A 21,695-nucleotide genomic window follows, 5' to 3' on the forward strand; every position below is an offset into this window, starting at 1 on the left:
TTCCTAGAACTTCGCCTTGATACCGGCGAAGAAGGATCGACCGTCGGCCGGCAGGAACGCCGGCTGGGCCGACGACGACGCCTGATCGACGATCTGGGTGGCGGTGGTGTAGGTCTTGTCCAGCAGGTTGCGGACCTCGCCGTAGACCTTGATCTTCTCGGTCACGGCGTAGGAGCTGCGCATGGCCACCGTGGCATAGGGATCGGCCCACAGGGTGTTCATATTATCCACCGGGGTCTTGACCGGTACCCAGGCGACCTCGGCCTGAGTCGTCCAGGCCGGCGTCAGGTCGTACTGCACCACCGTGTTGACCTGATGGCTCGGCGCCCCGGCCAGACGCCGGTTGCCGCGCACCGGGTCATCGTCGAAACGGAAATCCTGATAGGTATAGGCCAGACGGACGCCAAGCTGCTCGGTCAGCTGCGCCGTGCCGCCCACCTCGGCGCCCAGATGGCGGGTGCGGTCGGCATTGAAGGCGCCCAGCGACGCCCCCGTGCTGTCGCGCAGGCTGAGGATCTCCTTTTCCAGCCACGAATGATAGCCGACCACGTCGATGCCGACGATGCCGGCCTGGCCGCGCCAGCCCGCCTCGATGGTGGTGCCGGTCTGGGCCTTGATATCCTTGGTGACGAACGAGGTCGGACCCGAATTGGCCGTTCCGCCGCTGGTTCCCAGCAGGTCGTCGTGGGAGGGCGGCTCGAAATTGCGGCTGACCGCGCCGAACACCATGTGGTTCTGGATCGGGCGGTAGGATAGGGCCAGGCTGGGAGCGAAACCGGCATACTCGCGCGAATAGCTGGTGTCCCGTCCGGCCGTGGAGCCTACCGCCCCGGTGCTGGCGTTGTAGGTGGCGCGGGCGGCGGCGCCCAGCTGATCCTTGTTGTCGCGGGTGGCGTAGGCGAAGGCCAGGGATGGCGACAGGGTGAACTTCTCGGCGAACGGCAGATTGGCGCCGGTATTGGCGGCCAGCGTCGTAGCGTCGAGTTCGTTGCGGCCGAACAGCGCGCCCCGGCCTCCCCTCTTGTTATGGTAGTATTCCCGATCCGCATTGCCGACAACATAGCGTACGCTGGTCTCGATCAGCGGCAGCGGCTGGCTGGCGTCCGGCGCGTAGGCATGGCGGACCACCGCCGTGAAATCGTCGCCGCCGGTGACCTGCACGCCCGCCGATACCGGCGCCCTGAATTCGTCGTCGGTGCGGGTGTAGCCGGCCGCCACGTCCAGGATGTGGTCGCCCAGGGCGGCGGTGGTGCGGTCGCCCAGCCGGAATTGAGTAGCGTCGCGCCGGGGCTGGTCACGCAGGATGTTGATGCCGACGCCCACCGATTTCGGCTGGTTCTCCATCACGCTTTTGGGGATCGGCCCCGGAATGTCGAAGGCCAGATCGGTATAGCCGGCATACAATCGGGTGGTGACCACGTCGGAGAGCTTGGCGCCGGCATTGGCGCTGAAGCCCGTCCGGTCCGAGCTGTTGTAGTTGCGATAGCCGTCGCGCTGGCTGCGGTCCACCATCACCAGGGCATCCAGATTATCCATCTGGCCGCCCACCTGGGCGGTGGCGTTGATCTGGCCGTAGCTGCCGCCTTCGAAGCTGGCGGCGGCGCCCGGCGTCGAGGAGCCGGTGGGCGAGACGAAGTTGAGCGCGCCGCCCAGAACCGTGGCGCCCAGTCGGTTCGAGGCATAGCCGCGATAGACTTCGATCCGGTCGGCTTGCCGGGGAGCCGCGAAGCCGACGATGTACGAGCCGTCGGCCCGGTTGATGGGCAGGCCGTCCTGCAGGGCCAGCAGGCCGCGCTGGGCGGGATTTTGCTGCATGCCCGATCCGCGAATCTCGACGCGGGGCTGGTCGTTGCCGCCGAAGAAGCCCTGCACCACCACGCCCGGCACGCCGGAAAGGGCGTCACCCACCCCGACCACGGCCTTGCCCTCCAATTGCTCGGCGGTCACCAGCGCGGTACCGCCCGGAATGGCCTCGAGACGCTGGCGGGCCAAGCCCTCGGGAGTTTCGCGCTTGCCCTCGATGGTGACGGTTTCAAGGTAGACCACCGATCCCGGCGTCACCGATTGCGCCAACGCACCGACCGGCATCACCGCCGCCACCATTGCGGTGGCCGTCACCGCCATCATTTCGCCGCCGAGCCGCATCACGGCGCGGCGACGACCGTCCCCAACTGCACTGCTGGAAGTCATTTACCCGTCTCCAAGTCTGCGAACGCCCGCGTTCGGGCCGCGCGACGCCCCCTGGTATGAAGAGACGCGGCCGGTCGCATCGCCCGCGCGCCTACCGCCCCGAAGTGTCATGCGGTGCCTCACGCGCCTTGCCGTGGCGCGAGGATGCCGTCCGGAAGCAAATCCCTCAATTATGAGAATGAGACTCATCCGCAATTTCGTTTCGTAGACCGGCCACCCGAGACCGTCAAGCAGGCCTCTCGATAGGCCTACCCTATCCAATCCGGAGGCCCTCACCGTTTCACCCCCCAGGGGCGGGCGGCATCGCGCCAGCGTTCCAGCTCGGCGTGAAGGGGGCGCAGAAGCAGGTATTCGATGGTCACCAGCCCGGCCACCGCCAGCAGTATCCAGGCCAGGGCGCCGGCCACGTCCAGGTTGGAGCGCGCCACGGCCAGGGCGCCGCCCATGCCCCCGATGTTGAGCAGCAGTTCGGCCATCACCGCCACCTTGATGGCACCGCCCAGCGAAACGGTCAGCGACGGAAAGACGAAGGCCGCCACGTGGCGCAATCCGATGGTCCACAGGCGGGTCAGAGGACCGGCTCCGAAGACGCGCGCCATATCGTCCAGCCCCCGGTCGCGGGTCATGGCGCCTTCCGCCGTGGTGACGAAGATCAGCGGCGCGCAGGCGACCACGACGGTTACAACCACCGTGCCGTTGGTCGAGCCGAACCAGATCATGGCCAATACGATCCAGGCGATGGGAGGCACCCCCAGCAGCAGGGTCAGGATCGGTCGCGACAGGCGCATGGTGGCGGGGGAGTAGCCGGCCGCCAGCCCGCCGGCCATGCCGACGAAAGTGGCCAGCACGAAGCCCTGGGCGGCGCGGCCCAGCGTCAACGCCGCGAGCCTCCAGGTATCCGGCTCCCCCAGCAGAGCCCAGCCCATGGACAGAACGGCCAACGGCGCCGGCATGATGAAATCGCCATAGCGCTCGTTGCCCGCCTGCCACAGGGCGCCGAACAGGGCCATTCCCGTCAGACCGGCCCATCCCGACCAGACGAAGCGACCCAGCCGCCCCAGACGATCCACCACCGCCCTGCCCATCATGCCCCCGTCAGAGATAGAAGTCCGCCGACGGCAGCCTGCCGCCGATGATCTTGGGATCGAACTCCGCCACCGCGCGGTAGATGCCTTCCAGCACCGGCCGCATCTCCGAGGCCCGCCGGGCCGTCAGGTTGGTAAAGGGAATCGAGCGCGCCACCACCGCAGCCGGAACCCTCAGTTCCTTGAAGGCCTCTTCCGCCGCCTGCTCGGGATTGGCGTTGGCCGAGGCGGCGGCCCGGACCAGACCGGCTTGCAGCGCCTCGACGGCGTCTTGGTGGCCGGCGGCGAACCAATCGGTGATCCCCAGCCCGGCCTGCGGCACCGCCGCCGACAGACCGGTGGCTTCGGCCCAGGCCTTTTGCACGTCGATGGTTCGGAACAACGGCTGGCCGCCCCCGCCCTTGCCGGCTCCAAGAATGGCCGCCGTGGCCGCCGGTTCGGGCAGCAGGGCGGCGTCCACCTGCCCGGTCGCCAGCAACTGGGTCGATTCGACCGGTGAGCCGACGAAGCGGAGCGTCAGATCCTTTTCCGGGTCGATGCCGCTGCCGATCAGGATGCGGCGGAAGATCACCTCCGGCGTGTCGTTGCGATAGGGGACGGAGACGGTCCGCCCGCGCAGCGAGGCGACGGTGGTCAGTCCCTGGTTGGTGGCAACCAGATGAAGGAGGCCATTGGTCATGACGTTGAGCAGCCGCACGCCCAGCCCCCGATTGAACAGATTGGCAGCCGTCTGGGTCGGCAGAATGAGGGCGTCCATGGTCTTGGAGGTAAGACCGGCCCGCAATTCATCCGGGGAGCGCCACGACTTGAACGTCACCTTTTCGGCGACCTCTTGCAGGAAGCCGTTGGCGATGGCATGGACCAGGGTGATGGACGGTCCGGCCGGTGGTCCCCAAAGGGTCAGCTCGGGCAGGGCGGCACGCGCAGACCGGGGGCGCAGCAACGGGATGGCCATGGTGGCGCCCAGGCCCTTGAGTGCGAGGCGACGGCTGAGGTTCGGCATGTTTTCGGTCCTTCCGCAGGCAATACGCGACCATTCCCTGCCGGGCATGGACAGGGAGGCGGCGCACGAATCGGTCCAGAAGATTCTATGTCTGGTCTAATACAGAAAATGTTGCGTGTAATTCCAGGATCATCTGCATTATGCGCATCAACTAAGTATCTACTTACATATATGGTGAGTGACGCAACATTGACGCCGGTCAACAGCTATTCGCCATAATTGTTGGCGCATAGACACGCTTTAGTTCGCGACGCACATAGCTTTGCTGAGTGTTCCCGCCAAAAATCCCTCGTATCACCGGTGTCGGCGCCGACGATCGGCGGGATGACAGATGGGTGCGGCATAACGTCACATTACTATAGCGCTTCCGATATACGAGTCTCTATCGCGGCCCGCAGGGAGACGGTCATCTCCGTCTTGTCCTGGGGGGAGGGGGTAAGGTCCGCTTGCGGCTCCTTCTCCCATCACGTCACAAGGTTTTTCCGACCTCCGCTCGACGTTCGACGGAATTCGCCGAAAATTTACGCTCCGACGTCCAATGCCGTATGGCCGGCTCAAAATGGCTGAGAAATTATGCTATAGGGGATAACGTAGATGCGCGGATCTGAAACCTTCCCATGTCGAGAATTGAATGCCCCTCCCACTGACTGCTTTTAGAAAAGTGCAGATACTCGGGCCCACGAGAATAAGGCGCCAAGTCCTTTGTCTCATCTCGACCATGCTAATATCCGGCTGTAGCGGCGGAGGCGGCTTCTGCGGCTCCCCACTCAACGCCAAGGCACCGGTCTGCACGATGACGGAGAAGCAGATGGCGGCTCTCCCCGTCCAGCCTGAATGGTGGCGTCCCAAGCTGACTGTTGCGCTGCACGCACTCGACACGGCTCGGCAAACCGATGCCCTCAGGCGGGCGGTCGGCGGCCACGCCGGCATGGAATTGGCGGGCGTCGCCGTTCCCGATCCGGAATCCGGACGCTGCGATATCTACGTGGCTCTGCCGGCAAAGCCTTCGGCCTTTGAGTTTGAAGCCGTAGGCCATGAACTCCTCCACTGTCTGGCCGGCGGCTTCCATCCCGACATGCTGACCGGCAAGACGGCCTCCAGCTATCTCTCCGCCCGTCAGGCAAACGACCAACGCAATGGGCTCGCTTCCGCCATCGAGGCGGCGGAGAAGCAATCGCGCTGGACGTTGTCTTGCACCTTCGGAACCGGCTCCTGCCCGCCACCGGTCAGCAAGTCCGGGACAGCCATCGAACTCACCGTACACCCGGTAACCGCCGATACTCAGGATCGTCTCGACAAGGCGCTCGGACAGGCCTCCCCGCAGCCCGGGGGAGCCGCCCTGACCGATGCCTCGGGACGGCGCTGCGACCTTTACCTGACGCTCCCCCCGACCTATCTGGGGCGCGGCATGGAGAATCTGGGGCGGAAGATGCTTGCGTGTTTTACCCCGCCATCCGGCGCCGGCGTATCCGAGCAGCGCCGGAAGATCATCGAGGAAGTACTGGCGAGCTCGCCCGCCGCCCCCAATCCTGTGAGGCCCTGAGCCGTCCCGATCACCCGGCGTCGATCAACCGGCGCACCACCGGATCTAGCGGCATGAAGCGCTCAATTCCGGCGGCGGCGGACGCTCTGAACGATTCGATTGCCCGTGGTCTGGCCGCCACATCCCGCCCAAGGATCAGAACCAGCCCCCGGAAATACAGACCGACCGGATCACGAGGGTCGCGGCCGAGAATTGCCGTGACCACCTGCTCGACGGCGATCAGGTCTCCCGCCATGGCCCGATCGGTCAGATAGGCGATGGCCTGATCGGTGCGTCCCGGCGCCAGCAGCAGTAACCGGTCGAGCCAGACTCGCCACAATTCGCGGCTGCCTTGCAGATATGGCACCAGCCAGTCCAGTTCCTTGCTGAAATAAAGATAGGACTGAAGTCCGAGACCGATGGTGATCAGTTGGACGGTGTCGCTTTCCGGGATACGGGCCGCCAAAGTCGTCATCATGGCGCGCGCCGCCGGAACCACCGCTGGATTGGGGCGGGGCCCCGCCTTGGCGAAGTCGGCAAAAGCATCACGAATGACCTCGGCCGCTTCCAGGTCAGAGCCGCGCGGATCGTTGGGCCAAGGCCGGTCGGTGGCGGTTCCGCGTGCCATCTCCTGGCGCAGGGTTCCCATACTCAAGCCAAAATCCGCCAGCACCGCGGCAGCGAAAAATGGCGGCACGGCGACCAGCACCAGCCCCCAGGCGGCGGCCTTCCTGGGCAAGGCGGGAGCCGTCTCCTTCGCCGGCCGCGCGACCGCCGCCATTCCCAGGGCGAAGAACGGCAGGGAAAAGCAGAGCTGGAACCAGACGGCACCGATCAGGGCGTACGCAAGAGCCAGCGCTGTCGCCGTCGGTCGCGCCGCCGGGGCGGCATACAGAGGCAACACCATGAATCCGGCCAGAGCCAGGATGGCCCCCGGAAGTCCCACGGCATGAAGCGTATCCAGCAGCCAGTTATGGCTGCTGAAGTAGTCGCTGGAGAGAAAAATCCAGGTCGGCTGCCAAAGATTCTCGCCAGTGGCGTTGAGATTGGCGTGGAAAGCATCCTGAACCCGCCCCCAGCCCTGGCCGACCAGCCAGGACGGCGAGTTGAACAGGCCCGCCAGCATCATCGTCTGGAGATGGAGGCGATCCATCAGCGACGGACTATCGATCAGCGGCTTGGCAATCCGCAGGATAATGGGAGGCAGGAGTGCGCCTCCCCCGACCAGAACGGCCGCCCCCCACGCCGACCGAGTGACTACGCGGATTGGCCAGATTGATGACAACTCGGAGGCCAAGACCAGGACTGCACCACCGATCAGGATGGACCAGGCGGTCAGGCTGTGGGAGGCGTAAACGCAGGTCAACGAGGAAATCGCCAGCATCGCGGCCAACGGCCAATCACGTCGGGACCACGTCCATGGCCGCGCCAGAACCGGGAGGGCGACGCCGACCCAACCGTAATACGCTTCCACGTAAAGCAGCAGAGTATGGTCGAGATCGGAGGAAAGGCGGTCGAATACCTTAAGCCCGGCGACCGCCAGCGTCACCGCAGCGGCGGCCCAGCACAACAGCCGCCATGCCACCCGGCAATCCCGGACCATCAATCCGCAGGCGATAAGGATGGCGAAATCCAGGAACCACAGGGCGCCAAGACCGCTTTGCGGAACTCCAAGCAAGCTGAGCCGTGGCAGCGAAACGAACGGCGCGACCACAAGGCTCCACAGAGCCGCCGCCAGGGGAACAAGAACATAGGGATGGGACAGATTCGCCAGCGTCACGCGCGGCATCGCCCAGACGCACCGAGCCAGCGCCAGCGCCCCCAAACCGGCACACAGGTCGAGCCACACCACCATGGGCTCCGCCTTATTCCAATACCCGAAGCGAAACAGTGGCAACGATCCCAGGACCATGGGCAGGGCCAACAGCAAAACCAGAGTCGGCGCCAGGACTTGGCGAAGTTGAAGATCCAAGTTCGTTCGCATCAAGGCTCCCCCGGAAGTGTGAGAGGCCGGGAAATCAGCTCGCGCCATCTTTCCGCCCAGCAGCATTCATGATCGTAATCGGCCAGCACCTCGATTTGCGGCCGCCGTCCCTCGGGATAACGTGCGGCAAAGGCTCGGGCCACCGCACTCGGTACTGTCCGGTCGCGTCCGCCGGAAAGATGCCGTTGCGGAACACTCAGTAACCGTGTGACCTCATCGGCGGGTTCAAGGGAATAGCGCAGGGGCTCCAATCCGTCCAGCCTTGTCCAGGCGCCGTGGTCGAGTACACCGGCCACCGTAATCAGCCCGGCGCTATCCTGACGGCGGGCCGCCACCAGGGCGGCTACGGCGCCACCGCCGGAATAGCCTACGTAGAAGACCTGAGACGCAGCGGCCCGGCGCACCAGCAGGCCAATGGCAGCATCGAACGCCGCAATCACTTCCGGGGCATAGCCTGCGGTATCCCAATAGGCGGGCTGGCAATTCCGGCGGGACCCGTCCCGCACGTATTGGCAGGGGCGCGCCAGATAGACCACGTTGGGACGTGGGTCGGTCACCGCCAGTTCCAAAGCCAGCGGGCGCCGGGGCGTCGGGTCGTCGGAAATCCGGTCCCGACTGATCCAGGAATATCCATCGCCTTCGATGTAGACGACCAGTGGAGCCCCCGGCACCAGCCGGTCCGGCCCGAAGGAATAAAGGTCGAAGGCTGCGGTCTCGATCACTTCGGATCGCCATTGACGACTTGACGCCAGGGCCGTGGCCGTTTCCAGACGACTGGCGCAGCCTGATGACAGCAGACAAAAAAGGAAAAGGGCTAAGCCCGAAGACTTAGCCCTTCCCAACATTTTCAGACTAATCCGCAGATTAGAACTGGTAGCGGACCTTGGCGGTACCCTGCCAAACGTCGAGGCTGGTCCGGCCGATGGAGTTGTAAGACCCCTCGACGGTACCAGACCACGGGCCGGCACCACCGAAATCAACACCCAGGCCGGCGACGCCGCCGCCATTGTCCACGGCGGACATCTGGTTGTTGCCCTTGAGCACCGCCTTCGGCTTGGTGAAGTCCCACTCGCCGGTCAGCTTGACGAAGGGAGTGAAGCCATCGAAGGCGTAGCCGGTCTTCAGACCACCGCTGGCGCGACCAAAGTTGATGCCCTGGGCGGCATTGCGAGCGGTGCTGGTACCGGTGTCGTTATAGGCGTTCTGCATTTCACGCAGATACAGCACACCGACCTTCGGGCTCAGGCGCCAACGGTCGATGGCGTAGGAACCGGTCAAATTGGTGGCACCGAACCAACGGCCACCATCGAACGATCCCTTGACCGCACCGCTGGTGCGGCTGACATCGTAGGTCAGCCAAGTGTAGCCGCCCGACAGATCAGCAGTCCAGTTGGGGGAGAGGCTCACACCCAGGTACGGGGCCACGGTGTAACCGTCGGCCTTGTAGGTACCGGAATTGAACTTGGTCTTGATGTCGACGTTTTCATAGCCGAACGCCAGACCACCGAGAACACGGTCGGTGAACTTATAGTCGGCGCCGAACACGGTGTTGATGACGTTGCCGTCCATGCCGAGGGCGGCTTCGGTCTTGCGGATGTTGACCCAGGTGCCCTGGCCCCACAGGCCGAGCTTCGCGGGCATGCCGCCGCCGGACTTCCCCGCGTCCCGGGTATTGAACAGCTTGCTGACCGGCCCACCGGCACCGCCGCCAGCGGAGAAACCGCCGCCGACGGAACCGCCGCCAACCGCACCGCCGACCGAGCCGCCAACCGCGCCGCCAACCGCGCCACCAACGGCGCCGCCGATCAGACCGGCGGTCTGGGCGGCCGCGACGGGAGCAGCCACCGAGGCAATAGCCTGGTTAGCAACCGCGCCAGAATTGCTCACATCGGATGCCGCCTTCGCCGGACCAGCCGATACGACACTGACAACCCCAACAGCCGCCAAGGCTGCAATCCGATCAAACCTCATCCCCTGCTCTCCTTAAAATGTACCGGGCTCGAGCCCTCGAGATGCCACAACTTTGATGGTGTTTTTATCATAGAAAGCGAGGATGTCAACGCCAACCGCGACGCGCAATGTCACACATTTGCCCGTAGTGATATTTTTGCACCGGTCCCAATGGCCGAGCGGCGGGCAAAAGCCTTGTTCTTCCTTGCGCACCAAAGAAATAACGGCCACTCGCTGCGCCTCCCCATTCCAAGGTTACGCCATTCAAACAGGCCCAGACCGATGCTCGACGGGTGCCGGTTCGGCCGCAGGCTCACTACCGCCGATATTAAATCCTTGTTACGACCGGTTTGACCACGGCAAACCGGATGCCCCCCTTCCCCCAATGCCCACAATCGGCATTCCAGACCGTTATGACTCGGCCGCCGGTCCGGCGGTGTACGACCGGAAGGCCGCACGCATTTCGCCGGAAGAAGCCCCTTCGAAAAGACCGGATCGCGAAATCGGAGAATTGTCTACGCCCCGGTGTGGACCGGGAGTATCATCGTGGGGAAGGCAACATGGGAGAATAATCATGCGTAAGAATATCGCCCTGCTGGCAGCTGCCCTGCTGCTCTCCGCCGGCGCCGCCTGGGCTCAGGCGCCAGGGCCGGTTGTCGCTCCGGTGACTTCGCCCCAGACCACGGGATCGACCGTGCAGGGCTCGTCCAGCGCAACGCAGCCCCAGACTCCGCCTCCCGCCTCCACCACGGAGACCAAAGGCGACTCGAAGCAGGCCCCCAAGGCCGACAAGAAGCCGTAACGGATTCACCTCACCCTGGGGCTACGTCGCTCAGGCGTGGCCCCACCAAGGCCCTGGCGCCCGGCGTCGTAACCGCCGGCCAGGGCCGACCTTACCATTGGACGACACGGCTCAGACAGCCGACCGTCAGACGTGAACGGTGCCATGGAAAGCGATTTCTTTCCATTCGACGGACATCTGACAGATCGTCGATTGCTCCCCCTGCGAACCGCCTAAAGTCTCGCCTGTTCAAATCAGGCGGGAGCCGATCCCCTCCGGCACAGCCCGAATTGGTGATGGTCTGCGGAGGATGAATTCACAACACGGCCATCAACCTGCGGCGGCAACAAATTTTACCGGTTCCGAACGCGGCTTCTGAGTATTGCCGAAAAAGCCCCTCCGACTTAAGGTGCGGCGGTCCGCGCATCGTCTTGGAGAAGCCCCGCGTGAGCCCGCCCGTCACTAACGCTCACCTTGCCCTGGCGTTCCTGCTGGCCCGGATCAGTCTGGTCAGCGCCTTTCGCCGTTCAGGACTGGGGCCGCTGTGGAGTTCGGTCGGAGTACTGTTCACCGTGAGCGCCGTTGGCTTGCTGTTCGGCACCATGTTGCGCAGCCTGCTGACCAACTTCGACGATTACGTCTGCACCCTGGCCGCCGGCCTTGTGATGTGGACGTTCCTGTCTGCCGTCGCCAATGACGGAGCCATCGCCTTTGCCCGCTGGATGCCGATCCTGCGCCACTCCCGCATTTCCCTGCCGGTGATCGCAATGTCGATACTTCTGCGCCATCTGCCGGTACTTGGCCTTAATATCGTGCTGCTGGTCGCCGCACAATCCGTCCTTCTCGGCCGAACGGCGGAAGCGCTGCCCATGCTGGGAGCGGCTTTGCTCCTGGTCGCCAATATCTTTTGGATCGGCGCCCTCGCCTTGGTGCTGGGGGCACGTTTCCGCGATATCGGGCAATTGGTTCCCGCCACCATGCAAATTGCCTTCCTGCTGACCCCGATCCTATGGCCCCCCTACTTCCTGGGCCGGTTCGAGTATCTGCTGGCCTTCAATCCGTTCTATTTCCAATTCTCGGTCTTTACCGCCGCTATCGCGGGCCTCCAGGTGCCGCCACACCATTGGGCCATGGCGGCCGGCATGGCGTTGGCCGGCGGTGGGTTGACGCTCGGCGTATACCGCTGGTCGCGGCCCCGCTGGCCTTACTGGATCTGATCATGGCTCGGATAGGCCTTGTCGACGTTGACGTCATCTTCCGCATCTTTGATGCCGGCCAGCGTTCGTTTACCCGGCGCCTGCGGCCCTGGGGCCGGAAGAATCTCGGCCTGGACATCCAGGCCCTGGACGGCATCACCCTGACGCTGGAACCGGGGAGCCGCATCGCCCTCCTGGGCTCCAACAGTTCCGGCAAGACGACGCTGCTGCGGGTCATGGCCGGATTGGTGCCCCCCAGCAGGGGGAGCGCCAACCTGGAAGGAAAAGCCGGCGTCGTTTTCAGCATGGGCTTCGGCGCCTTGCCGGAAGCCAATCTGGCGGATCTGGCCTATGCCCAGGGGCTGCTCATGGGATTTTCCCGACCCGAGGCTCGTACCAAGGTCGATGAAATCCTCGATTTCGCCGAGCTGGGAGCCCAAGCCAAGTGCCCGCCCCACATCGCCCCCCCCGGCGTGTTGTCGCGACTGGGAACCGCGGCGGCTCTCTGCCTGGGAGCGGACATCTTGCTGCTGGACGAAGTCCTGGAGAACATGGACCCGTATTTTCACAATAAATTCGAGGCGGCCATTACCGAACGGATCGACGGCGGGGCGATTCTCGTCATGGCGGAGCGTTCCCGCAGCCTGCTGTCGCGCTTCTGCTCGGAAGCCGTTCTGCTCCGGGATGGGCGGATTGACACCCGGGCGCCACTGCATCGAATCCTTCCCGGTTACGGCGCCTCTCTGACCTTCTGATTGGCGAAGAGCCGGCTTCCATGCTAAGTGCTGACAACCCTGAGGAGTTGTCGTTTCGATGTCTGCGTGCATAGGCCTACAGAGTGGTATGACCGTCGTCGTCACCGGAGGCGCCGGCTTCATCGGTGGCGCCCTGGTCCGCCGGTTGTTGGACATGGGATGCCGGGTGGCCGCCATTGACGACCTGTCGGGCGGCAAGGCTGCCAGCCTTCCCCACCATCCGCAGTTGACATTGCATCGGCTGTGCATCGGCGCCGATAGCGCCCCCCAGGTTCAGGCCATTATCCAGACGGCCGACCTCGTCTATCATCTGGCCAGTCCGATCGGCGTCAACCTGGCCCACAGCGCCCGCTTCGACGTCGTCGAAAGCATTCTCGGCTCTGGCACCGCCGTCGTCGCCGCTTGCCGGAAATACCGTGTTCCCCTGGTTATCACCTCGAGTTCGGAGGTCTACGGCCAAGGACTGCCGCGTCCGATCCGAGAAGCCGATCCGGTCGCCCTGGACATTTCCCCCCGCTGGGGCTACGCCGCGGCCAAGCTGGCGCTGGAGCACCTTGCGGCCGGCCTCTATCACGAGCAAGGGGTCCCCACCTGGCTGGTGCGCCCCTTCAACATCGCCGGTCCCCGCCAACGGCCGGAGACCGGCCTGGTGGTTGCCAGTTTTACCGCCGCCGCCGCCGCCGGGCAGCCGCTGCACATCCATGGCGACGGATCGCAGGTCCGCAGCTTCCTTCATGTCGAAGATGGCGTCGATGCGCTGACCACCATCGCCTTCAACCCCACTCTGACCGGCAGGCCGGTCAACATGGGCAGTGAGACGCCGACCTCCATTCTGGAACTGGCCGAGATGGTCCGCCGCGTGCGGGGACTCGACGTGCCCATCCTCAAGACGCCGCTGGAAGATGTTTTCGACGGCGGCTTCACCCATGCCCAAATTCGTATTCCCGATATCACCCTCCTGAAATCAGCCACCGGCTGGCAGCCGAAGCGATCTCTGGAAGAGGCGGTTCGTGACGGCTTCGAAGAGATTGAAGCCGGGACCAAGCCGACGCTCCGGGCGGGGGGAACCCGCCTCTAGGATGACCTCGATTTCCCTGACGCCGCTTCTCGTCGCCATGCCGCTATCCGCCATGGGAACTTGGCTGCTGGCCGGGGCGGCCCGGAGAATTGGCGCCGTCGCCAAAGTGACCGCCGACCGCTGGCACAAAAACGGAGAGATTCCACGCCTGGCGGGACCAGCCATGCTGGCCGCGGTCGCGCCTTGGCTGCATGGCGGGGAATTGGCCATCCTCATGGCCGTCTGCGCTCTGGGCTCGATCGACGATATCCGCCCCCTCCGTCCCGACGTCAAGGCCATCGGCCTGCTGATGGCTGCCGCAGCAGCCGTTTGGGTGACGGGATCATGGTGGACCGGACCGGCCCTCTGGCTGGTCGCCAACGCCGTCAATCTTCTCGATCACGCCGACGGCATCGCCGCCGCCGCCGCCGCCGGCACCTTTCTTGGCCTCGGAGGTGACGCGGGTCTAGCCGCAGCCGGAGCCTGTGGAGGCTTCCTGCTGCTGAATTATCCCCCCGCCCGGGTCTTCATGGGTGACAGCGGCAGCTTGACGCTGGGCGCCATGGCGGTGCTGATTGGCGCCAGGGGAAACGATGCCGTCACCACGGCCCTGTGGTGCGCCGTGCCACTTGCCGATGCGGTACAGGTCACCGTCAGGCGTATTCTGCGCGGGCAGAAGCCGTGGGTCGGTGGCACCGATCATTCCGGCCATGGCTTGTTGCGGATGGGAATCCCCCCCCGCCTGCTGCCCGCGCTCTATTTTATCCTTACGCTGCTGGCAGGCGCTGTCTCGGGCATACGCCCCTAATTTTTCGCATCTAAGTCGCCGATTTCCGGCGCCGACGCATCATGATCTTGAGATCTGACGGAAGAACCTTGGCGAAGATCAGAGCCAGGCGAAACCACAGCATCACGGATGTCAGGGTCAGAATCCAGGCTGGATACGTCGATTGAAAGTGCTTGTGAAAATAATAGCAGGAGCTCCGCGTCTTATGCCACTCGACGAAGGAACGGGGAACATCACTCGTACTAAGGTGGTGATAGATTGGAATATTCCCGCAATAAAGAATACGTCCGCCAGAATTTATTATACGGATACACAGATCAGCGTCATCGAAATGAAGAAATAAATTATCATCCATTCCGCCAATTATTTCATAATGGCCTTTACTGATCATCATAAAGGCGCCGGAGACGGTTGGCACCTCGACAACCTCGTAAACATTCTCATCTTCGTATAGGTGCAGCCTGCGAAAGTAGGGATGGTTTGGAAATAGGTTATTGATGTGGGTCAGTTCGATGAAGGCACGCCAGGGAGATAGAATCTCGCGGCGCCCTCCCCGTTGCTCACTTCCATCCATATTGAGCAACCGCCCCCCGGCCAGCCATGCGCCAGGATGGGCGACCAGACACCCATGCGCGGCCATCAAGGTCCCCGGCGGCGTCACCAGATCGGGGTTGACGAAGGCCAGATACTCTCCCCGCGCCGCCGACACCCCCAGATTGCATCCGGCGGCGAAGCCGATATTACGCCCGGGAGAAAGCAGCCGGACGCGCGTATCCGCGGCAGCGATATCTTGCAGCCATGCCCGGGTCGCGGCATCGTTGCCGTTGTCAACGACAATGACTTCCAGCAAACCGTCCTGCTGCCGCAAGGCCTCCAGACATTCTCTAATGGAGGGACCCGTCCAATAAGTCACGACGACTGCCGAGACCCTGTTCCGCGGATCGCCTGATGCTTCAGCCTGCTGTGGATCTTGTGCCAAATCTATCGTCAAGAAAATATATCCGGTGATATCTGCCGTCCTGGAAGGCCGAGACTAGCATAACGCCCGCCCCCTCCCAAGAAACTCCGCCACCGCAAGCCCGGCCTCCCGTTCCTCCAGGATGCCGATGATCCGTCCCCCGGCGAGCCAAGATCGCCCGCAGAGCAAGGAAAGGCGGTGGGAACAGGCCCGTCCCCAGCTTTGCCAAGCCGCTCCGGAAGCCATCCGCTCAAAGGGGGTAGCCGGCTTCGCGGGCGTTCGTGATATCGGGAGAATTCAGAGGAAAACAGCGGCGTCGGCCTGAATTCTCAGGCTTTCCGCTTTGTGGTCGCGCTTGCGCCGGCGGCCATCCAGAATTTGCGGAGCATGGCCGCGTCACCCTGGAACAGATTGCGGTCGCATCGGACCACGCCGGACACACTCCGCACCCGGTGGCCACGCGGCCCGCCATCCTCCGTATCTCCGGCATATTGCCAGAAATGCCATCCCTTGCCGCGCCACGCGCTGGGCAATTGAGGCTCGAAACGGTAATCAGCCAGCCAGAGAGGGCAATTTGCCAAAATGGAGTGCTCGCTGATCCGTCCTCCCAGCCGGTGCTGCGAGCGCCCCATCGGCTGGCCGTCCGCCCAGGCCGCATTGGTGTAAATCAGCGGATGGCGGCCGGTGGCGGCCAGGATCGACCGCACGAAGTCCTCGGCCTGGCGCAGGCGCATGGTGTTCGACGGATTCTGCTCGTTGAACTCGAGGTCGAGAGCCAGCAGCGTCGAGGGCCCCGGCCGGGCCGACTTGAGGAACATCGCCGCCTGATCGGCGCCCGAATATTCGTGCGTGCCAAAATGATATGCGCCCCAGAGCAAGCCGGCGGATTCCGCCTCGTTCCGGCGCTTGGCGTACAGGGGATCGCGCCAGTCGCCGCCTTCGCTGGCCTTGTGGATGACCCCGAGAATGTTGCTGCGCCGCCGCGCCAGCCGGAAGTCATTGACCGTGGTCGAATGACTGATGTCGATCACCGCGTCCAGCCGGCCATGCGATTTGGCGGCCAAGGCCTCGTCCGGCCGACCGGCAACGCCTGTCGCCGTCGCCGCAAGGCCAAACAGTCCAGTAAGCATATCTCTACGTGTAAACATTGCTATCGGCCACTACGCGGATAGGGATCAGCCAGTAGGCGACGATAGCATGACAGGGAAGCTCCCGGCAAAAAGTACTACGCCGGAATGACCGCATCGATACGGACGACGATCCACCCCGACGCCACCTTGCCGCCCATAATGCGACGCCCGTCACCCTTTTTCTCAGTCATTGGGCCGCCCAAGGAGAAAATATCGGCCAGGACGGCGCAGTCGAAGAGAGTAACGCCGCCGCCCCGAAAGCGGCATAAAACATTACAGTTCACGCGTGGCAGAGTACGGCCGGGGCGCCGATAATGATTCTATCAATCAGGGTGTCGAATCACAGGCACTACCCCCCTTGCCTGGAGTACCCATGTCGAACCAGAACGCACGCTTGTTGGCGCATCTCAAGGATCTCCAGTCGTCTCCGGTCGGCTATACGGCGCTGCATTGCCATATCTCCACCATGCCGGTCTCGCTTCGGACCCGGGACAACATCTCCCAGGCCATCGGGGTGCTGAACGAACTGAAGCGCACCGCCAAGATGTCACAGGTTTTTCTTTTAAGTAATTTCGAGGTGGTGTTCGTCGGCTACGACATCCTGCCGGGCGCCCTGCGCAGCGCCGGGTCCAAGATCCACAAGCTGTTCGGCTATGCCGAGCCGCGCGGCAAGACCCCCTATGGCACTGCCGACTTCTACACCGTCATGGACCTCGCCACCCATGGCAAGCGCCTGATGGAATTCGCCGAATCCGTCGCCACCCCCGAGGACGGCCAGGAAGCGGCGGTGACCGGCAGCAAGATCATCGACGGCAAGCTGCTGGCGGTGATCAAGAACCGGATCAAGGCCACCGATCTGTCGAGCATCATGCTCAACCAGCCGATCTATGCGGTGGATGCGGCGGGCAAGATGGCGCCGCTGTTCCATGAGCTCTACGTGTCGATCCGGGGGTTGGAGGACGCGTTCTGCCCCGGAATCAGCCTGACCGGCTCGCGCTGGCTGTTCAACGACCTGACCGAGGATCTGGACGCCGCCGTGCTGCGCCGTCTGTCGAGCATGCCGGAGCTGGGGCGCAAGCGGTTCAGCCTCAACCTCAACATCTCGGCCCTGACCACCCCGGTGTTCCGCGATTTCGACGCGGCGCTGAGCCCGCAGCAGCGGGCCAACATCATCATCGAAATCCATCGCAACGACCTGGTGGCCAATTTCGCCCTGTACAAGAAGCTGGCGCCGCTGCTGACCGCCAAGGGCTATTGCCTGTGCGTCGACGCCCTGGAGGCTTCGTTGCTGCCCCATCTGGACCTCAAGGGCATGCATTTCCACTTCGCCAAGGTGTTCTGGTCCGATGACGCCCCCCAACTGGCCAACCAGTTGCGCGGCCGGGTCGACGAAAAGGGCGAGGCCGCCGTCTCCAATTACATCCTGGCCCGCTGCGACAAGCCCGAGGCGGTGAAACTGGCCCAATCGGTGGGAATCGGCTTGCTGCAGGGCAAGCTGATCGACCATATGGCCCGCAACCACATCCCCGCCGTAGCCTGAGCGCGCCGTCTCGCCGTTACCAACCGTTACCGGGACGGCGCCGATCCGACATCAGCGGCTTACAATGGACCGCTATGGTCCTCTTCCCCGCCATCAAGGAGAGGAACACCGTGGCCAACCGCCGCCCCCATCTGCGCGAGGCCCTCGAGGCCGTCCTGATCATCGCGGCCCTTGCCGGACTGGCGGCCTGCGCCGGCTCCGGCCGCCCCGGTCACGGCGACCGCCCCAACCGTGAGGGACAGGTCGCGGCGCCACTGCTCTACAGCCCCAACGGCGAGGCTCTGACCGGCGGGCCGCTGGGCCAGCCCTCCTGCCAACTGGCCATGGAATACTGGCTCGACCGCGCCGATACCAACCACGACGGAGGCCTGGACCGGGATGAATTCATCGCCGACGCCCGCGCCCAGTTCGCCCGCATGGACGCGGACAAACTCGGCTACCTGACCTCCGATGCCCTGGAACGGTACCGCGAGCCCTATCGCCAAAGCGGGCGGGTTGTCCAGTCATCGGGAACCGACCCGGTGATGTCGGCCGATACCAATTTCGACATGAAGGTGACCCAGGAAGAATTCCTGAAGCAGGCCGGCGAGACCTTCAGCCGCCTGGACGCCAATCACAACGGCACCCTTGCCAAGGATGAACTGCCACCCCTGTGCGCCCAGCAAGCCGGCCGCCGGACGGAGCAGCACCAGGGACCGCAGCAGGGCGGCGGCGGAACGCAGCGCCACGGCAAAGGCGGCGGCGCGCCCAGAGGCGGCTCATTCTGACGGAAGAGCCTCCCCGCCGTCGCATTCGAGAATGGAAGGATTGGACCGAGGCATTCCGCCCCGTCAAGTTGGGAACTGAAGATTATGGTGTGATTGGAGATAGAAAGGGGCCGAGGACTCAGACAGCCCTTTAAGCCTGACCAATCCGAGAAAACACGTTCGTCATCAATAATATGACGACGACCCGATGCGGCCGTCATCCGTACCGGAGCATCGTCCCTATTGCCTTGTTTCACAAAGAGAATGCCTGGGTGGCACGCCCCGAATCCGTCCGCCCTATGGCTGTCACCGTCCGGATTAAAGGTGCGAAATCCGGCTTAAAGCTGAAAGCGACACCAGTGTCGATTCCGGAAATAAGTCGGACTGGGAGCCAGTGATAAGCCATCATTGATACCTGTAAGCTGGACCAGAAGCTGGCTTTAGATTAAACAGATCCGAGAACACGACCTCTAGGTAGGACGGATCAGCTCTTTGGCGTCGTCCTGCTGCCCTTCTGCCCGAGCGGCGCCATCATGAAGGCGACAAGGTAGCTCCCACGGTTGACTCATTGGCCCCCTCGGGCACAATCGGCGGTAGTTATGCTGGAGGTATCCGTATGGCCAAGAAGACCGATCGGGTTCCGTCGAGGCTGGTCACACACCACGTCTTCCTCGACACGGACGTATACCGCCAACTCGGGCATAATTCCGATAATCCGGTCCTGGGCACCCTGAGCGACTGCATCGAGGACAGCGGAATCGTCCTGCACATAGCCGACATCACTTTCGAGGAAATCCGTCGTCAGCTCCATGAATACGTGGCGGAGGCGACGGTCGCCATGGCTGCTGCCCGTAAGCATTTCGGTCGGTGGAAGAAGAGGCATCCCGAGATCGTGAAGGCTGACATCCCGGAGTTCGACGCGGCGGCGGTGGCCGATGCGGCGTTCACGAAGCTCCGCCGTCGCATCAAGTACGACTGGAACGCCCAGGTGCACGAAGCCATGGCGGTGCCCGCCTCGGAGGTCTTCGGCGGCTACTTCGGGCGCCGCCCCCCGTTTGGCGCCAGGAACAGCAAGGAATTCCCCGATGCATTCGTCCTCACGGCGCTTGAGCGGTGGTGCCGGGACAACGGCGAGAGGATGTACGTGGTGAGCCGCCCCTTTTCCATGGGCACCCGTCCACTAACACTGCGATAGCAAAGGCCGATCTTGCGCACGGGCATCGAGTGTCCCCCATCACTCTTCACAACCAACATTACCGTCGGGCGTGATTGTGTCGGGATCATGACCATCAAAAGGTGTTTTGATGGCGCCAAGCCCAAGTGTCCGGCGAAGCAGGGCATCCAGCCATGGCCCCACATCCTCGCCGGCACGGTGCGCGGCCCGGCGGGCGGCGGCCTTCAGACGCCATCCAGCTTCCAGTAGCGTCCCTTGCCCCAGGGCAGACCGGAGGCCACGGGTTCGGCCACGGCGCCCATGGAGCCCAGTTTGGTTCCGATCAGGTTCCGGCGGCTGGCCGCTTGGCCGTGGTCGTGAAGCACCTGGGCCGCCACCGCGATCTCGTCTGCGGCGTCACCCTTGTGCGGCTCCTTCAAGTGCCAGTCCACCGCATGGGCATAGGCGAAGGGATACTCGCCCACCGGACGCTTGCGCAGGTCGGTGCTGGTCATGCCCACCGCCTTGGCGGCATCGACGAAGCGATGCGGCCAGTCGGCCAGCAGCCAATAGGCCAAGGCGACCAGCACACCCCGGGCGTGCGGGGTCAGCAGGGCGCCATCCCGAGCCCGAGGGAGACTTTCAGGACGAACCGGGCACTTTCGGCCAACCAGAGCCTCAATGCATGGGCGTGCTTGCCGCCCGCCAGCAGACGGAGCAGCTGGGCCAGCATCTCGAACACCGCGAAGGAATAGACCGGCCCGTATTCACCGAGGTCCCGCCATCCCTCCCGGATCAGTTCCAGCAAGTCGCGCTGCACGGAGACGGTGTCGAGCGCGGGTTCATCCCCGCTGAAATCGCGGAGGTCGGCGCCACAGCCCGGGCAACAGATGGTGCCGCGCCCATCTTGGCGGAGGATGCAGAACGGCTCGGCACAGGTCGGGTGACCTGCCGTGGAACTTTCATCCAGCCGTAAGTAGAGCCTTGGGCGAAGTTACGCCGTGTGGCGCGGTGTGAGCAATGGGGCCGGGCTCGGAGCCCCGGAGGGGCGGAGAGAGCGGCCCCATTGCTTTGAGTTTGGCGGCGTGAGCCGCCGGGGTCTGGTACCCCAGGGCCGAGTGCGGCCTGGCTGTATTGTAATCGGCGACCCAGGCGGCGATGACGGCGCGGGCCTGGGCCATGCTGGTGAAGACCGTCTCGTTCAACAATTCGTCGCGCATCCGGCCGTTGAAGCTCTCGACAAAGCCGTTCTGCATGGGCCTGCCCGGCGCGATGTAGTGCTATTGCATGCAATGATCCTGCGTCCACTTCAGCATGGCATTACCGGTCAGCTCGGTGCCGTTGTCGGAGACGATCATCTCCGGCTTGCCGCGCCGGGCCACCAGCACCGTCAATTCGCGGACCACACGCACGCCCGAGATCGAGGTGTCGGGCACTGCTGCCAAGCATTCCCGCGTCACATCGTCGACGATGTTGAGCACGCGGAACCGCCGCCCGTTGTCCAATTGGTCGTGGACGAAATCCAGCGACCAGCGGGCGTTGGGCTTGGCCTCCACCAGGATCGGCACGCGCGCACCGATCCTGGTGGAGGCCAAGCCCAACGCCCGCTGGTCGCTGGATTTCGTCCACGACCAATTGGACAAAGGGCGGCGGTTCCGCGTGCTGACCGAGGACATTCCCCGCGTTCCGGCCCGCGACCGGCTGGTGGTGGAGGGCCTCGCCGAGGGCTTCTACCGCATCACGGTGCGCTACGGCTTCTTCCAGGAGCCGGACATCCCCAAGGTGCTGCGCCTGTGCAAGGCGTTCGGCCTGGATTTTCGTGAAGCCGAGAGCGAAGTGTTCGCGCTGTTGGATAGAC

The 21,695-nt window shown here is 63.9% G+C and carries 19 protein-coding genes and 2 pseudogenes; 10 read left to right on the forward strand and 11 right to left on the reverse strand.

All coding sequences use genetic code 11. The features are described from left to right. Window positions 1-3: 3 nt before the first annotated feature. From CP958_RS01370 to CP958_RS01380, 3 genes are all read right to left on the reverse strand, one after another. A complete protein-coding gene (locus tag CP958_RS01370; protein ID WP_197706329.1) occupies window positions 4-2,190 on the reverse strand; it encodes a TonB-dependent receptor in 2,187 nt (728 codons plus the stop codon). Window positions 2,191-2,462: 272 nt separating this feature from the next. Beyond that, window positions 2,463-3,278: an ABC transporter permease subunit gene (locus tag CP958_RS01375; RefSeq protein ID WP_242442678.1), complete on the reverse strand. Its 816-nt coding sequence runs from the start codon at window positions 3,276-3,278 to the stop codon at window positions 2,463-2,465. Between the two features lie 7 nt (window positions 3,279-3,285). Next, window positions 3,286-4,278 carry a PhnD/SsuA/transferrin family substrate-binding protein gene (locus tag CP958_RS01380; protein ID WP_096700232.1) on the reverse strand — a complete coding sequence of 331 codons (993 nt, stop codon included), beginning with the start codon at window positions 4,276-4,278 and terminating at the stop codon, window positions 3,286-3,288. An 808-nt stretch (window positions 4,279-5,086) separates the two neighbouring features. Here CP958_RS01380 and CP958_RS01385 point away from each other — a divergent pair. Beyond that, a complete protein-coding gene (locus CP958_RS01385) occupies window positions 5,087-5,821 on the forward strand; it encodes a hypothetical protein (protein ID WP_141400378.1) in 735 nt (244 codons plus the stop codon). Between the two features lie 10 nt (window positions 5,822-5,831). Here CP958_RS01385 and CP958_RS01390 read toward each other — a convergent pair whose 3' ends face one another. The 3 genes from CP958_RS01390 to CP958_RS01400 form a co-directional block, all read right to left on the reverse strand. Next, window positions 5,832-7,655 (reverse strand): hypothetical protein, encoded by a 1,824-nt coding sequence (locus CP958_RS01390; RefSeq protein WP_141400379.1) that lies wholly within the window; start codon window positions 7,653-7,655, stop codon window positions 5,832-5,834. A gap of 128 nt (window positions 7,656-7,783) precedes the next feature. Beyond that, window positions 7,784-8,506 (reverse strand): alpha/beta hydrolase, encoded by a 723-nt coding sequence (locus CP958_RS01395; protein ID WP_096700235.1) that lies wholly within the window; start codon window positions 8,504-8,506, stop codon window positions 7,784-7,786. Between the two features lie 142 nt (window positions 8,507-8,648). After that, window positions 8,649-9,755, reverse strand: a complete 1,107-nt coding sequence (locus tag CP958_RS01400; RefSeq protein WP_141400380.1) for an autotransporter outer membrane beta-barrel domain-containing protein — start codon at window positions 9,753-9,755, stop codon at window positions 8,649-8,651. Between the two features lie 553 nt (window positions 9,756-10,308). Between CP958_RS01400 and CP958_RS01410 the strand changes: the two genes are divergently transcribed. From CP958_RS01410 to CP958_RS01430, 5 genes are all read left to right on the forward strand, one after another. Beyond that, window positions 10,309-10,536, forward strand: coding sequence for a hypothetical protein (locus CP958_RS01410; RefSeq protein ID WP_096700237.1), 228 nt, complete (start codon window positions 10,309-10,311; stop codon window positions 10,534-10,536). A gap of 425 nt (window positions 10,537-10,961) precedes the next feature. After that, entirely contained in the window at window positions 10,962-11,732 is a 771-nt protein-coding gene (locus CP958_RS25690; RefSeq protein WP_170958793.1) for an ABC transporter permease, read from the forward strand. A 2-nt stretch (window positions 11,733-11,734) separates the two neighbouring features. Beyond that, window positions 11,735-12,466: an ATP-binding cassette domain-containing protein gene (locus CP958_RS01420; RefSeq protein ID WP_170958794.1), complete on the forward strand. Its 732-nt coding sequence runs from the start codon at window positions 11,735-11,737 to the stop codon at window positions 12,464-12,466. 88 nt (window positions 12,467-12,554) lie between these two features. Further along, the gene (locus tag CP958_RS01425; protein WP_170958795.1) at window positions 12,555-13,544 is read left to right on the forward strand and encodes an NAD-dependent epimerase/dehydratase family protein; all 990 of its coding nucleotides are present in this window, start codon (window positions 12,555-12,557) and stop codon (window positions 13,542-13,544) included. 1 nt (window position 13,545) lies between these two features. Then, complete coding sequence (locus CP958_RS01430) at window positions 13,546-14,331, forward strand: MraY family glycosyltransferase (RefSeq protein ID WP_096700241.1); 786 nt, start codon at window positions 13,546-13,548, stop codon at window positions 14,329-14,331. A 10-nt stretch (window positions 14,332-14,341) separates the two neighbouring features. Here CP958_RS01430 and CP958_RS01435 read toward each other — a convergent pair whose 3' ends face one another. After that, window positions 14,342-15,301: a glycosyltransferase family 2 protein gene (locus CP958_RS01435; protein ID WP_170958796.1), complete on the reverse strand. Its 960-nt coding sequence runs from the start codon at window positions 15,299-15,301 to the stop codon at window positions 14,342-14,344. A gap of 296 nt (window positions 15,302-15,597) precedes the next feature. Continuing rightward, entirely contained in the window at window positions 15,598-16,332 is a 735-nt protein-coding gene (locus CP958_RS01440; RefSeq protein ID WP_242442679.1) for a glycoside hydrolase family 25 protein, read from the reverse strand. Between the two features lie 439 nt (window positions 16,333-16,771). Here CP958_RS01440 and CP958_RS01445 point away from each other — a divergent pair, with 439 nt between their 5' ends. The 3 genes from CP958_RS01445 (at window position 16,772) to CP958_RS26200 (ending at window position 19,879) form a co-directional block, all read left to right on the forward strand. Next, window positions 16,772-17,938 carry a hypothetical protein gene (locus CP958_RS01445; RefSeq protein ID WP_096700244.1) on the forward strand — a complete coding sequence of 389 codons (1,167 nt, stop codon included), beginning with the start codon at window positions 16,772-16,774 and terminating at the stop codon, window positions 17,936-17,938. 110 nt (window positions 17,939-18,048) lie between these two features. Beyond that, window positions 18,049-18,705: an EF-hand domain-containing protein gene (locus CP958_RS01450; protein ID WP_170958797.1), complete on the forward strand. Its 657-nt coding sequence runs from the start codon at window positions 18,049-18,051 to the stop codon at window positions 18,703-18,705. Window positions 18,706-19,300: 595 nt separating this feature from the next. Beyond that, window positions 19,301-19,879 (forward strand): PIN domain-containing protein, encoded by a 579-nt coding sequence (locus CP958_RS26200; protein ID WP_170958798.1) that lies wholly within the window; start codon window positions 19,301-19,303, stop codon window positions 19,877-19,879. Window positions 19,880-20,082: 203 nt separating this feature from the next. On the opposite strand, the gene CP958_RS25695 is transcribed toward CP958_RS26200, so the two are convergent. The 3 genes and pseudogenes from CP958_RS25695 to CP958_RS01470 all read right to left on the reverse strand — a co-directional run. Further along, a complete protein-coding gene (locus tag CP958_RS25695) occupies window positions 20,083-20,427 on the reverse strand; it encodes a hypothetical protein (protein WP_141400383.1) in 345 nt (114 codons plus the stop codon). Window positions 20,428-20,444: 17 nt separating this feature from the next. Then, window positions 20,445-20,645 carry a hypothetical protein gene (locus CP958_RS25700; protein WP_141400384.1) on the reverse strand — a complete coding sequence of 67 codons (201 nt, stop codon included), beginning with the start codon at window positions 20,643-20,645 and terminating at the stop codon, window positions 20,445-20,447. A gap of 154 nt (window positions 20,646-20,799) precedes the next feature. Then, window positions 20,800-21,417 (reverse strand): annotated as a pseudogene (locus tag CP958_RS01470) (integrase core domain-containing protein); the annotation flags it as partial. Here CP958_RS01470 and CP958_RS26605 point away from each other — a divergent pair. Continuing rightward, window positions 21,398-21,520 (forward strand): annotated as a pseudogene (locus CP958_RS26605) (IS3 family transposase); the annotation flags it as partial. The pseudogenes CP958_RS01470 and CP958_RS26605 sit on opposite strands and share 20 nt — an antisense overlap. Window positions 21,521-21,695 lie beyond the last annotated feature (175 nt).

The organism is Magnetospirillum sp. 15-1 (genome assembly GCF_900184795.1).
Classification (GTDB): Bacteria; Pseudomonadota; Alphaproteobacteria; order Rhodospirillales; family Magnetospirillaceae; genus Phaeospirillum.